Consider the following 14117-nt stretch of genomic DNA (forward strand, 5'->3'; position numbering starts at 1 on the left):
GCAACCACCACGACCGTGGGTTTCATTTCCTGTCGGATGACGCCATGACCACCACCAATCTGCCGAAGACGATCAACGAGCTGCTGCGCGCGCGCGCGGCGACGAGAGGCGAGAAAGTCGCGTATCTGTTCCTGAGCGGTCAGCCCGACGACGAGCAGCAGCAATCGATCACGTTCGCGGAACTCGATCTGGCCGCACGCCGCGTCGCGCTGCTGCTGCAACGGCAGTCGGTCGGCGTCGGCGAGCGCGTGCTGCTGCTGTGCCGGCCGGGGCTCGACTACGTCGCGGGCTTCCTCGGCTGCCTGTACGCGGGCGCGGTCGCCGTGCCCGCGTATCCGCCGCGCAACCGGCAGCACGCGAGCCGCATCGTCGGCATCGTCGAGAGCGCGGGCGCGAAGGCGATCCTGTCCACCGGCGACGATTTCACGCGCTGCGCGAAGCTGCTGGAGGATACGGCGGCGTCGCACGTCGCGCTGCTCGACCTCGACGCCGCGAAGCCGCTCGACGCGACGCTCGAGCCGGCCGACGTCGCGCCTTCGCACGTCGCGTTCCTGCAGTACACGTCGGGCACGACCGGCAAGCCGAAGGGCGTGATGGTCACGCACGGCAACCTGATCCACAACCTTTCGCTGATCGGCGAATGGATGGGGTATCACGACGAGAGCACGATGGTCAGTTGGCTGCCGCCGTATCACGACATGGGGTTGATCGGCGGGGTCCTGACGTCGCTGTTCGGCGGTTTTCGCTGCGTGCTGATGGCGCCGGAGCGCTTCATCCAGCATCCGTTCCTGTGGTTGCGCGCGATCAGCGACCATCGCGCGGACGTGACGGGCGCGCCCGACTTCGCCTACCGGATGTGCAGCCGCCGCGTGCCCGATGAAGCGCTCGCGACGCTTGACCTGAGCTGCCTGAAGACCGCGTACAGCGGCGCGGAATCGGTCCGCTACGGCACGCTCGCGGAGTTCGCGCAGCGCTTCGCGCCGACGGGCTTCGATCCGGAGCGCTTCAAGCCGTGCTACGGCCTCGCCGAATGCACGCTGCTCGTCGCGGGGCGCAGCGCGCCGCGGCCGCTTCGCACGGTGTGCGTCGACCAGGCGGCGCTGCAGCAGCAGAAGGTCGCGATCCGGCGCGAGTTCGAGGGCCTCGCGCCGCAGATGGACGAGCGCGACGGCGAGCGCGTGCTCGTCAGCGTCGGCGTGCCGATCGGCGGGCAGCGGGTCGTCGTGCGCGATCTGAATACGAACGAGCGCTGCGCGGACGACGAAATCGGCGAGATCTGCGTCGCGGGCGCGAGCGTCGCGCCCGGCTACTGGCAGCAGTACGAACAGACGCTCGCGGCGTTCCAGCGCGGCATCGGCGGCGAGGCCGGGCAGGATTTCGCCGCCACGGGCGACCTTGGCTTCCATCATCGCGGCGATCTGTACGTCACCGGCCGCCTGAAGGACATGATCATCATCGCCGGGCGCAACTACTACTCGGAAGACATCGAGTACGCGGTGATCGGCAGCCGGCCCGAGCTGGTGCCGAACGGCTGCGCGGCGTTCACGGTCGACGCGGGCGACGAGGAGCGGCTCGTCGTCGTCGCGGAGATCGAGCGCACGCATCGCAAGGGCGATCTCGACGCGCTGCTCAAGGGCATGCGCGAGGCGATCTGGCTGCGCCACGACATCAGCCCGGGCGCGGTGCTGCTGGTGTCGCCCGGCAGCGTGCCGAAGACATCGAGCGGCAAGGTGCGGCGCAGCGAATGCCGCAAGCGGTTGCGCGACGGCGAGCTGACGGTGCTCGCGCGCTGGGACGCGGACGACTGCGTGGCCGAAGCCACGCAGGGCGGCGGCGCCGCCGCGTCCGCGTCGTCGGCTTCGCCGGCCGCGCAGGCGCCTTGCGCCGCGCCGGCCGCGCAAGCCCATGCAACCGATGCGGCCGCCGCGGGCAGCGCCGCCTCGCCGAACGCCGCGAAGGTCGAGCAGCTCAAGGACTGGCTGCGCCACTACGCGCGCACGCGAATCGATTCGCGAACCATCGACGAGCGCCGGACCATTCCGCCGCACATCGTGCTCGACTTCGGCAACGCGGGGCTCCTCGGCATGCAGATCGACCGCGGATACGGCGGCCTCGGTCTCACGCATCGCGAGATGCTGGCGCTGGTGTCGCAACTGGCGACGATCGACACGACGCTCGCATTCTTCGTGGGCCTGAACAATACGCTCGGCATCCGGCCGATCATGCTGGACGCGCAGCCCGCGCTGCGCGACGAGCTGCTGCCGCTGCTCGCGACGGGGCGCACGCTCGCCGCGTTCGCGCTGACCGAGCCGGATGCGGGCTCGAACGCGCGCGCGATCGTGTCGACCGCGCAGCGCATCGACGGCGATCACTGGCTCGTCAGCGGCCGCAAGAGCTGGAGCGGATCGTCGGCGTGGGCGGGGGTGATCAACGTGTTCGCGAAGCAGGCGGACGGCGCCGGCATGGTCGGGCTCGCGGTCCGGCAGGGCACGCCCGGCCTGCGGATCGGCGCGGAAGACCTGACGATGGGCGTGCGCGGGATGATCCAGAACACGCTCCACCTCGATCGCGCGCGCGTGAGCGACGCGTGCCGGCTCGGCGCGCCCGGGCAGGGGATGGCGGTCGCGCAGCAGACGATGAACTTCGCGCGCCTCGGCATCGGCGCGGTCTGCGTCGGCGCGATGAAGCGCTGCGCGCAGTTGATGCATCGCTATGCGGCGCGCCGCCGGATCGGCACCGGCCTGCTGCTCGACCATCCGCTCGCCCGTCAGCGTCTTGGCGACCTGCGGCATCGGATCGACGGACTGAGCGCGCTGATCGAGCAACTGGCGGCCGATTTCGACGCGGGGCGCGACGCGCCCGAAGACGGCCTGCTGATCGCGAAGATTCTCGGCTCGGAGTGCCTGTCGCAAACGTCCGACGAACTGATGCAGATGCTGGGCGGGCGCGGCTACATCGAAACGAATGTCGCGCCGCAGATCTTCCGCGATGCGCGGCTGCCGCGCATCTTCGAGGGGCCGACCGAGACGCTGCTCGCGCATCTGGGCAGCCGTCTGCTGAACGGCGGCGACGATCTGCTCGGCTATCTGGGCGAGCGCACGGGCGCGGGCGCGCTGGCCGCCGAGCTGCGCGGGCTCGGCGAGCAACTGCTCGAAGAGGGGCTCGCGAACGCGGAAGCGCTCGGCGGGGCCGCGCACGCGACGAACTGGGTCAACTACTGGCTCGGCAGCGTCGCGCAATGGGCGCTGCTGCTGGCCGCCGTCGAGCAGGCCGCGAAGCGGCGCGGCGCCGACGGCGCGACGCTCGATTGGGCGCAGAGCCAATACGAGCTCGCGGTCGAGGCGGCGCAGCGCCAGGTGGGCCGCCGGCGCATGCTGTCGAGCGCCGCGCAGCTCGCCGAGTGGGCGCAGCGCGACGAGCGCGAGATCGGTCCGATCGAGCAGACGGTGCCGGGCGCGACGCAACGGATCGATCCGCTGCTGCGCGCCGACTACGACACGCGTGCGGAGCCCGCCGGCATCGGCGCGGCGCTCGCCGTCGACGAGCCGCCGCCGGCCGCCGACGTCTCGCCCGAGCCTGCGTCCGCGTCGGCCGGGCAGGCCGCCCCCGGGCTGAAGCGCGAGGTCGAGCGCTGGCTGCTGACGTGGCTCGGCGAGCGTCTGCGCAATCGCCGGATCGCGCTGACGGCCGAGACGACCTTCGCCGACATCGGCCTCGATTCGATCCTCGCGGTCGAGCTGACGATGGCGTTCGGCGACGCGTTTCGCACGACCGTCGATGCGTCCGCCGTCTGGGATCACGCGTCGATCGACGCATTGGCGACGCATCTCGCCGCCCGAATGGGCCAGCACGCGCCCGCGCAAGCGGACGCGGCTTCGTCCGCCATTTCTTCTTCCTTGTGAGGCGCATCCGATCATGCAGTCGCTTTGTGAACTTGCCACGTCTGCCGGCACCCTGACCGCGCAGCTCGAAAACTACCTCCGCTCGCATGCCGACGACAGTTGCAAGCTGCTCGGCGTGCCGCTCGGCACGCCGCTGCGCGTCGAGATCGCCGACGCCGGCGCGCCGATCGAAACCCGCCGCGGCGACCGCGAGGCGACGCTGCGCATCGGCAGCGACGACGCGCAGCGCGTGATGGCCTACACGCGCAGTTGCAACTGGGCGAACGGCATCGTGCTCGTGCCGACGCTCACGCGCCTCGTGCTCGCGGGCGCGTTCGACGGCCTGAAGGCCGGCGAGCCGCGCGCGATGCGCGCGTTCGCGGCCACGCGCAAGGCCGATCCGACGCGCAACCTCGGGCTGCTGTGGGGCGCGCTGAACCTGCTCGGCCTCGCCGGCTGGGTGACGCTCGGCAGCGGCGATGAGCACGCCGGCTATGCGTTGACGCCCGCCGGCGCGCGCGTCGTCGAGTGCGTGAACGCGCAGCGGCCGCTTTTCACGCGCCTGGCCGATGCGGCTTCGCTGCTGCAGCATCTGCATGCGCTGTGTCATCGCCGGCGCGAGCACGCCGGCCAGAGCGCGGAATACGCGGCGCTCGTGCGAGTCTGCATCGACGGATGGCCGTTGCCGGAAGCGCGCGACGATCTCGAACGGCACGCCGACGCGCAACTGCGCACCGCGATGGACGGGCTGTTGCTCGGCCCGACGTGGGTCGCGCTCGACATGCCGGTGTTCGAGAAGCAGGGCGCGCAGCAGGGCAAGGTCGCGGCGAGCTTCTTCGAGGCGTTCGACGCGCGGCGCGACGGCGTCGCGATCGGCGACGCGTGGCCGCACGCGGACCGCGTCGCGCTGGACGCCGCATGGGCGCTGCTGCGCCACGCGGGCGTGGCCGACATCGAGGCCGACGGCGCGCGCGTGCGGCTCAACGAGGCGGGACGCATCCATCGGCCGATCGCCGCGCCGTATGCGGGGCTCGCCGCATCGTACCTGCGCTCGTATGCGCTGCTCGACGAATTGCTGTTCGGCGACCCCGATCCGCTCGACGTCGATCGCGACGGGCACATCGATCGCGTGATGAACGTGTATGCGTCGAGCGGCGCGGGCTCGGGCCCGGCGTCGAAGGAGATCACGGCGAAGATCATCCGGCGCCTGTTCGACGAGACGCCGCTCGATCAGCAGCCGGCCGGCATTTCCGACATGGGCTGCGGCGACGGCAGCGCGCTCAGGCGGCTCGCGCAGTACGTGATCGAATCGACGCGGCGCGGCCGGCATCTCGCCGACTATCCGCTCATCGTGATCGGCGCGGACTACAACGAATCGGCGCGCAGCCGCGCGGCGGATACGCTCGCCGCGCTGAGCGGCGTGCCGGGCGTGCACGTGCGCGTGATCGACGCCGACATTTCGCAGCCCGATCGTTACGACGAAGCGGTGGCCGCGAGCGGCCTGACCGTGAAGGGCCCGGACGGCAGTCATCGTGCGGCGCGCCTGAGCGATCTGCTGCACACGTTCATGTTCCTCGTGCACAACCGCCGCCTCGGCGTGCGCCGCGGCGATGCCGCCGATGCGGTTCTCGAGCGCCATTTGCGGCAGGTCGATCGCGCGCATCTGCGCAGCGTCGCCGAACGTTACTATCCGGGACAACTGACGGTTTCGGACGATGCGTCGCTGCCGGTTCCGCTCGACGCGATCAGGCGCGCGTTCCGCGTCGCGTACAGCGATGCCGAAGGGCTTGTGCCCGGCTACGTCGCGGCCGCCGACCTGATCGACTTCGTCGCGCGCTGGAAGCCGCACGCGAAGCACGGCTTCCTCGTCGTCGAAGGGCATAGCCCGTGGGCCGCGAGCCTGCTCGACGACGCGGCGGCCGAGCCGGGCCGCTGGACGCGGACCGAGCAGTTGCCGTCGGTGTTCAACTGGGGGATGCATTTCCTGTCGCGGCAGTTCATGGCGCCGTTCGACGAGTTCATGCTCGCGATGTGCCTCGCGGGGTTGAGCCCGCGCGACGCGATCCACGGACGCATCCACCCCGAGGGCTTCCCCGGCCCGGATCTGCTGAACGAATACCGGTTCTTCAGCATCGCCGATTATGTCGCCTACGACGCTGCGCATGCGTGATGCCGTCCGCCCGCCGGCCCCGGCGGGCGCGCGGCGCGCTTGAGCGGCGCGCGCCCGCGCGACATCTGGACTTCGTACTCGACATCGGTTCGGGCGTCATCTCCCCGCACGGCTCGCCGATCCCGCTTCCGCACCGATGCAATGCCGTATAGTGCGGCTGGCGCGGCGGCGGCGTTCGCCGCGCGTCGATCGTGACAATCGAGCCAGTTCGCAAGCGAACCGGTTCGTCAAAATCCACAAGGGAGGGGAAGCATGACCGTGTCGCAAACTTGCCTGCTGATCACCGCATTGATGCCGTTCGTCTGGACGATGTGCGCGAAGTCGGGCAGCCGGTACGACAACCGCGAGCCGCGCCGCTATCTCGCGCAGCTCGAAGGCTGGCGAGCGCGCGCGTTCGGCGCGCATCAGAATTCGTGGGAGGCGCTTGCGCTGTTCACCGCGGCGCTCGTCGTCGCGTGGCACAACGGCGCGAACGTGCAGCGCGTCGATCAGCTCGCGATCGTCTTCGCCGCATCGCGCGCGCTGTATGGCGTGCTCTATCTGCTGAACTGGGCGACGCTGCGCTCGCTCATGTGGACGGTCGGCCTCGTTTGCGTGGTCTGGCTGTTCTTCGCCGCGCCGTGAGCACGCGCCCCGTGCCCGACGCCGCGTCGGCGTGCCTTGGTTGCAACCCGTTCATGCGGTTGCGCGCACTTCCAGATGCCGGGTCGGCGCTTCACCGAGAACGCGACGGAACGCGGACGGGAACGCGCTAGGGCTTGCGTAGCCGCGATCCAGCGCGACGCGGGTCACGGCCTGTCCTTCGCTCAGGCGCTCGATGGCCGCGAGCAGGCAGACCTGCTCGCGCCACTCGGCGAAACTCTCGCCGGTCTGCATGCGGAAAAGGCGGGTCATGGTTCGCCGGCTCATGCCGGCTTCGGCCGCCATCGCGTCGAGCCCGATCGCAATCGAAGGCGCATCGAACAAGCGCCGGCACGCGCGAGCGAGACGAGGATCGATCGGCAGTGGCGCGTGAAGCGACAGACGCCGCATCGACGCCATTTCCGCGACGAGCAGGGCCATCAGTTTGCCGTCGCGTCCGCCGATGTCGTACATCGCCGGCACGTCGACGGCCTCGTCGAGCAACTGCTTCAGGAGCGACGAAAGCGACGAAACGCCGTACACGCAGCAGCGATCGGGCATGCGCGCCGCATCGGCTGCGTTCGGCGACACGAACGCATTGAGCATCGTGACGGGCCCCCTCATCGTCATTTCCGCGCCGCTTTTCCGCGGAACCGGTGAAGAATCAAAAAAAATGCCCTCGCCACGATGCTCTTCACATCGCGACGAGGGCCAACGGTAGACGATTGAAAGGTTTTGAGGCGGATCAGGCGGCGATCATCTCGGCGCTCGCCGAGGCTTCGGCATCCGCCGCCTGCGCCGCATCCGCTTCGCTTCGAATCAGATAGTCGAACGCGCCGAGCGATGCCTTCGCGCCTTCGCCGACCGCGATCACGATCTGCTTGTACGGCACGGTCGTCACGTCGCCGGCGGCGAACACGCCGGGCACCGACGTCGCGCCGCGCGCGTCGACGACGATCTCGCCGTGCTTCGACAGCTCGACCGTTCCCTTCAGCCATTCGGCGTTCGGCACGAGGCCGATCTGCACGAACACGCCTTCGAGCGCGATGCGCTTCGCTTCGCCGGTGCGCATGTCCTCGTAGACGAGCCCGTTCAGCCGCGCGCCGTCGCCCGTGAGTTCGGTCGTGCGGGCACGCGTGAGCACCGTCACGTTCGCGAGGCTGTGCAGCTTGCGCTGCAGCACGTCGTCCGCGCGCAGTTGCGCGCCGTATTCGATCAGCGTCACTTCGCTCACGATGCCGGCGAGATCGATCGCGGCCTCGACGCCCGAATTGCCGCCGCCGACCACCGCGACGCGCTTGCCCTTGAAAAGCGGGCCGTCGCAATGCGGGCAGTACGCGACGCCGCGGTTGCGATACTCGCGCTCGCCGGGCACGCCGATTTCGCGCCAGCGCGCGCCTGTGGCGAGCACGACGGCTTTCGCCTTCAGCACCGCGCCGCTCGCGAGGCGGATTTCGTGGATGCGGCCCGGCACGAGCCGGTCGGCGCGCTGCACGTCGATCACGTCGACTTCGTATTGCTTCACGTGCTGCTCGAGCGCGGTCGCAAACTTCGGCCCTTCGGTTTCCTTGACCGACACGAAGTTCTCGATCGCCATCGTGTCGAGCACTTGCCCGCCGAAGCGCTCGGCGACGACGCCCGTCGAGATGCCCTTGCGCGCCGCGTAGATCGCGGCCGCCGCGCCGGCGGGGCCGCCGCCGACGATCAGCATGTCGAACACGGGCTTTTCCGCGAGCGCCTGCGCCGCGCGCCGGCTCGCGCCGCGGTCGAGCTTCGCGAGGATTTCCTTCACGCTGCTGCGGCCCTGGCCGAACGTCTCGCCGTTCAGGAAGATCGTCGGCACGGCCATGATCCGGCGCGCCTCGACTTCGTCCTGGAACAGCGCGCCGTCGATCATCACGTGGCGGATGCGCGGGTTGACGAGCGCCATCACGTTGAGCGCCTGCACGACTTCCGGGCAGTTCTGGCAGGTGAGCGAGATGTACGTCTCGAACGCGTAATCGCCGTCGAGCGCGCGGATCTGCTCGATCGTCGCGTCGTCGAGCTTGATCGGATGGCCGCCCGTCTGCAGCAGCGCGAGCACGAGCGACGTGAACTCATGGCCCATCGGCATCCCGGCGAAGCGGATGCCCGCGGCCTTGCCCGGCTCGCCGACCGAGAACGACGGCGTGCGCTCCGCCCCGTCGCGGCGCTCGACGATCGAGACTTGCGGCGAAAGCGACGCGATCTCGTCGAGCAGCGCGCGCAGCTCGCGCGACTGGCCGCCGTCGTCGAGCGATGCGACGAGCTCGACGGGACGCGTGATCCGTTCGAGGTACGATTTCAACTGAGTCTTGAGATTGGCGTCCAGCATGACGATTCGGATTCCGTAGCGAAAGAGGGGCTTGCTCGCCGTATGCGGGCGAGGCGGCGATGGGGCGGGCGGTGCCGGGAGCGCGCCGCGAAAAACGCGGCGGCGCATGGCGCGCACGGCGGCGATGCCGCCGTGCGGCTTCAGATCTTGCCGATCAGATCGAGCGACGGCGTGAGCGTGTCGGCGCCCGGCGTCCACTTCGCGGGGCAGACTTCGCCCGGATGCGCGGCGATGTATTGCGCGGCCTGGACTTTGCGCAGCAGCTCGCCCGCGTCGCGGCCGATGCCGTTGTCGTGGATCTCGCACAGCTTGATCTCGCCTTCCGGGTTGATCACGAACGTGCCGCGCAGCGCGAGGCCTTCCTCTTCGATCAGCACGTCGAAGTTGCGCGAGATCGCGAGCGTCGGATCGCCGATCATCGGATACTGGATCTTCGAGATCGTGTCCGACGTATCGTGCCACGCCTTGTGCGTGAAGTGCGTGTCGGTCGACACCGCGTAGATTTCGACGCCGAGCTTCTGGAATTCGGCGTAGCGGTCGGCCAGATCGCCGAGCTCGGTCGGGCACACGAACGTGAAGTCGGCGGGGTAGAACACGACGACGGACCACTTGCCCTTCAGGGTCTCGTCGCTGACCTGCACGAAGTCGCCGTTGTGGTATGCGGTGGCCTTGAACGGTTTGATCTGGCTGTTGATGATCGGCATTTGCGCTTCCTCTTGAATCGGTGTGTGATCAGGAAGCGCCAGTATGGCGATGGGGGCCGGTTCTGTGAAATTGCATGTTTCAATGGACGGAATCGGTATTGCCTATCTCGCCGCCCAGCCGGGCCGCGGGCGAAAATTTTTCCTCTATTGAGCGCTGCTGCGCTCCACCGAAATCCACTGGAATTTGGGGGCAATCCTAGAGCTAGCCTCAGGCAACAGCCGGTCGGACTTCGGCGCGGTAGTGGGCGCGGGCCGTCAGTTCTAAGGGAAGCCGCGCCGTCGAGGTGGCTTGGCCAGAGCGGGTTTTCGTGCCGTGAGCGACGCGCCCGCACAGGGCGTGTCGCTTCGAGTCTTCTTGGCCGGAGCGCTGGAGCCTTTGGGCGAGATGCCACGACCACCGCACCTCCCGGCGTGACGGCGCGCCGACGGCCAGATCAGGCTTCGTCGAGCACCCACTTTATGAGACCGTGTCGTCCCTTGAAGCCAAGTTTTGCCGCAGCGCGTTTGATGTAAGTCTCGACAGTGCTGCTTTTCACCCCGAGTTCAGTTGCCATTTCGCGAAACGTGTTGCCGGTCAGCAAGCCAACACACACTTCGATCTCGCGATCGGACAGCATAATGGCCGCATCCTTGAGCCTATGCTCGAACCCCTGACGCACGGACTCGACGCCGGTCGAGCACACCGTATGGCCCGGAATTTTCGCTGGACGGTCCGACATCGCACATCGTCGATGCGACGAGTGCATCTCGACGAGCGGCATGAGCGTTTCGGCGTAGCTTTTCAAAAGCGACATTTCCTGAATGGTAAAGTCGCGCGCTTGCGGGGAGCGGCACAACGAAATCACATAGCGGCGGTTCGTCTTGCATGACACCAGGTGGCACTGGAATCCTCGGTCGTGATAGGGCGAGGATGTCAACCCGAACTCGTCTTGGTTCGGTCGGAGCACGTTCATGTGGATCAACTGCGTATCGCGCGCAGCCAGTACTTTCTTCGACAGCGGATGCTCAACCGACTTTTTTTCCAGATCGACATTCAGAATGTCGGCCCATAGGTCTTGATGTTGTGACGTGAATGCCCCCAACAGATGCACGTCGACAACTTCCCTTTTCATGTCATTGATGGACCATGCAGTAATCTTGGTGGCTTCTACGTTCATAGATGCGACAAACAACGAATGTAGATCAGTGGCAAAGCGCTCGGCGCCAATGCTGGATATGACTTTTCCCAGCTTGCAAAAGATGTCGACCAATCCCGTTTCCTCCATCTGCCAGTTTGTTCACGATAGCGCGCTTCGCTACTCGTTTTTCCTCAGTTCCTCTGGCCGCGATGGTGCGTCCGCCGGTCGATGACCGCTGCACGCGTACCGCTCCGACCGAAACCACCCGCCGCGAGTTCGTCGTTCTCGTCGTGGCGCAATATGACGAGGCATCGGTAACGCGCAGCGCCCTGACTGCGCCAGGCCAATGGACCCAAGTGCTGCTGCGATACGCCGCGCGACAGCATATGGCGCCGATCCTGCGCAATTGAGCATCGATGCCGCGACAACCAATCCGTTGCCGAAACGAGGTTCGGCACACAATCTGCGCACGATGCAAAGACGAAAGTGAGCGCGGCCGCGACAACAGCAATGCGCGAGCTGTTCCCGGACGCATCAGCAGGCTATGCCGTCGCAACGCGTCTGCGACCACGGAAATGACGAGCGTCGCTCGCTGTCATTCATGCCTATCCGCAATACTCCAGAAAACGCTTTGTGTGCTTCCGGCGTTGTTCGGCCCGTGGCCGGGCATACGCAAGCGGCATGTCGTTCAATGTGTCGATCGAGGTGAACGCGGGCAAATGCTCGGCCGTGGCCCGCATACTACGGCTCCGGTTAGACAGCGAATATTGAATGCACAAGGGGAAGGCATCCGAAATGCGATATTTTTCTCGGTCGTGCTCATTTTTCATAAATCACGCTGTTCCATCTCGCGTTTCCGCAAAATTTAGCTCACAAGGGTGCAGCATTTGTATGCGACTAACGGGTCGTATTTTCGCCATTGATCAGCCGGACGCGTATGTTGAATATTTGCAGGCGACATTCGAGAGGAGTACCGGAAAGTACTCGGTCTCTACGCCGAATTTCATAACGCCAGGCTGCCTATTCCTCTCCTCTCGAAAGGGGGGGTAACATCCACATTCCTTCGTATCGGGAATCAATGAATTGAATTTCTCGAGATATCAGGCGTGCCGCGGGCTATCGATTGGACGATATAAAAATGACAGAAATTTCATGACATTTTTGTCATTTTTATAAAAAGCATGGAAAGTATACATTTTCACATCTAGTCATATCAGGTTGTGAAATTTGTATCTCATTGTTCAGGGGATGTAAAGCAAATTTGCATGTATTTTTTGTGATTTAATAAATATTTAGAATGCGATAAATTTCCATCATGTACGTAGTCGCTTAATAAGCCATGTGACGGACCGTAAATGCCGCTTCATGAGGGAACATCTGTAACGATCCGGTGACTTCCTGATCACGTCTTAATGGACGGAGGGGCGATGAGCGCGAAGATGGCGAAGACATCGGTCGATGGGCGGCGATGCGTAAAGGCGCACTGGTATTGAACATCATTCAGGGCAATGGGTAGTCGCCGAGGTCGGGCCTACGATCGGTCGTCCGCTGTAATTGAGAACTGAGCCGCGAATGCCGGGCGCGGCTTGGAGAATGCCCGGCGCACGAACCGGCAGGGCATGAAGGAGCCGTGCGAGTGCCGGATCAAGGGGGCGGGAACGTATGGCGAAGCGGTGGTTGTACGGCGTTGCGCGAAAAAGTTCCATTCCCTGTTGGGCGAGGGCGACAAGTGATCGAGGCGCTGCTTGAGGCGCCGCCGTCGTTCGGCCACCGGATGTCGGCGCATCTTCCAGGGTTTAATGAGAACGCGGTGCGGCGGATTTTCCGGTTGGAGGGCCGGCAGGTTCGTCAACGGCCGCTTGGCTTTCGACCTTTCGCTCAAGCCGTCGGTCGCGGCCGCGTCGATCGAACGCTGTTCGGCGCGATATGGGGCGTGTCGGGGCCGGATGTGATGATTGGGCGCGGATCGACTGCCATATCCGGGAACGGCTCGACCGAAGCGTTCCGTCGCAGAACAAGCGCGCTCGCCCTTGTCGGCCATCGGCGGAAGCGGTTGCGTCGCGATCGCGGGCAGCGGTCGACTGTGCGCCGTTGGCGGCACCCTCGGGGTGCGCGTGAACGGGGCTGCGTTCTCCGCCGGGCGCGGGAACGACTCCGGGAATGTTTGCGACGCGACGGGCGGCCGGTTTTGACCGAGCGCCATGTCGGCACGGCCGATGGGAATGTACGGCGAATCCGAAGCCCGGCGCTGCGGCGTGATCGCAGACCCGCTGCGCGACCGGCGGGTGGGCCAACCTGCCGCATTTCCGTAACCGCTTACGAACGCGCGCCCGGAGCGGGATGTGTACTGGCCATCTCTCGTCGGCAGTGGCAAGCGAGCCTCGATCGGCATGGTGACGATCGTTGTCAGGGCGCCGCGCTCGCGGCAGCGTCCTGACGGATCATCGAACAGATGGTCGTGCGGCGGCTGTGTCCGCAAGGCGCTGCGTTTCGATTCGACGCGAGCGCCGACGATTTGCCGCTTGTTCCGGACCGAAGCTGAATGGTATGTGCGGGCATCCGCCTTGTCTGTCATGAAAATTCCGGACATTCAATGAAGAAGGTGATGATAGTCTTTTCCGTTTCATGGAATTTATGTTAATTGGCGCGAAATTATGAAATCCGAGAAATGTCCCGGTAATTAGGTGCAGACGGAGTGGGCGATCCTGCTTAATCTTGGGGGTGCGAAGCCTGAATAAGACATTGATGGCATTCGATGGAATTCGGCGAATCGATGTCCGGCGTGATCCGGTCCGCGGGTATGGATCGCTGCTCGATCGAACCGGCGTCGAGTCTGCCGGCGAGGCGCGAAAGCCATCCATGCGCGGGCCGGACGAGGATGATGAATCGCGATTCATCGCCAAGTCGAACGCATTGATGGAATTCTCGGATTTTAATTGCCGTGTTTATAGGGATTTTGTTTGTTTATTTGATTGCGTCGATTTATTTTGGATGTCGAGGCGGGATGATTCAATGATTTTCAAGAATGGAATTGTGTCAATTTTATTTCGTTATTCATGATTCGCGCTCCCCGATTTTCGATTTATCGCCCAGCCGGCGTCGCTGCGTAAGGGTGTGCCGATGACCGATCGGCTGTTACGTGTCCATTTTGCCGTTACGCCGTTTCGCCGTTCCAATTTTTTCCTCTTCCTGGACGGCGGGCGCGTCGCCTGCCGTGCCGACGCCGCTTGCCCCGCCCGTTCGTCGACGATTGTCAATCTCACGTGAAAG

Annotated in this window: 10 protein-coding genes; 5 read left to right on the plus strand and 5 right to left on the minus strand. The window is 65.6% G+C overall.

The window, feature by feature from the left end:
• Positions 1-44: 44 nt before the first annotated feature.
• From AQ610_RS21755 to AQ610_RS21765, 3 genes are all read left to right on the plus strand, one after another.
• Positions 45-3902 (plus strand): AMP-binding protein, encoded by a 3858-nt coding sequence (locus tag AQ610_RS21755; protein WP_006028548.1) that lies wholly within the window; start codon positions 45-47, stop codon positions 3900-3902.
• 13 nt (positions 3903-3915) lie between these two features.
• Positions 3916-6051 (plus strand): AprA-related methyltransferase, encoded by a 2136-nt coding sequence (locus AQ610_RS21760; protein ID WP_006028549.1) that lies wholly within the window; start codon positions 3916-3918, stop codon positions 6049-6051.
• A gap of 252 nt (positions 6052-6303) precedes the next feature.
• Positions 6304-6675, plus strand: coding sequence for an MAPEG family protein (locus tag AQ610_RS21765; RefSeq protein WP_006028550.1), 372 nt, complete (start codon positions 6304-6306; stop codon positions 6673-6675).
• A 51-nt stretch (positions 6676-6726) separates the two neighbouring features.
• On the opposite strand, the gene AQ610_RS21770 is transcribed toward AQ610_RS21765, so the two are convergent.
• From AQ610_RS21770 to AQ610_RS36305, 5 genes are all read right to left on the minus strand, one after another.
• Entirely contained in the window at positions 6727-7176 is a 450-nt protein-coding gene (locus AQ610_RS21770) for a helix-turn-helix domain-containing protein (RefSeq protein ID WP_231749047.1), read from the minus strand.
• A gap of 241 nt (positions 7177-7417) precedes the next feature.
• The gene (gene ahpF, locus AQ610_RS21775) at positions 7418-9025 is read right to left on the minus strand and encodes an alkyl hydroperoxide reductase subunit F (protein ID WP_006028552.1); all 1608 of its coding nucleotides are present in this window, start codon (positions 9023-9025) and stop codon (positions 7418-7420) included.
• Positions 9026-9165: 140 nt separating this feature from the next.
• Positions 9166-9729 carry an alkyl hydroperoxide reductase subunit C gene (gene ahpC, locus AQ610_RS21780; RefSeq protein ID WP_006028553.1) on the minus strand — a complete coding sequence of 188 codons (564 nt, stop codon included), beginning with the start codon at positions 9727-9729 and terminating at the stop codon, positions 9166-9168.
• A 434-nt stretch (positions 9730-10163) separates the two neighbouring features.
• Positions 10164-10979 carry a helix-turn-helix transcriptional regulator gene (locus AQ610_RS21785; RefSeq protein ID WP_043283101.1) on the minus strand — a complete coding sequence of 272 codons (816 nt, stop codon included), beginning with the start codon at positions 10977-10979 and terminating at the stop codon, positions 10164-10166.
• A 1399-nt stretch (positions 10980-12378) separates the two neighbouring features.
• Complete coding sequence (locus AQ610_RS36305) at positions 12379-13422, minus strand: hypothetical protein (RefSeq protein WP_156436734.1); 1044 nt, start codon at positions 13420-13422, stop codon at positions 12379-12381.
• 170 nt (positions 13423-13592) lie between these two features.
• Here AQ610_RS36305 and AQ610_RS36310 point away from each other — a divergent pair, with 170 nt between their 5' ends.
• Positions 13593-13907: a hypothetical protein gene (locus AQ610_RS36310; RefSeq protein WP_144411853.1), complete on the plus strand. Its 315-nt coding sequence runs from the start codon at positions 13593-13595 to the stop codon at positions 13905-13907.
• Between the two features lie 60 nt (positions 13908-13967).
• Entirely contained in the window at positions 13968-14114 is a 147-nt protein-coding gene (locus tag AQ610_RS36315) for a hypothetical protein (protein WP_156436735.1), read from the plus strand.
• Positions 14115-14117 lie beyond the last annotated feature (3 nt).

It is taken from the genome of Burkholderia humptydooensis (genome assembly GCF_001513745.1).
In the GTDB taxonomy this organism is placed as follows: domain Bacteria; phylum Pseudomonadota; class Gammaproteobacteria; order Burkholderiales; family Burkholderiaceae; genus Burkholderia; species Burkholderia humptydooensis.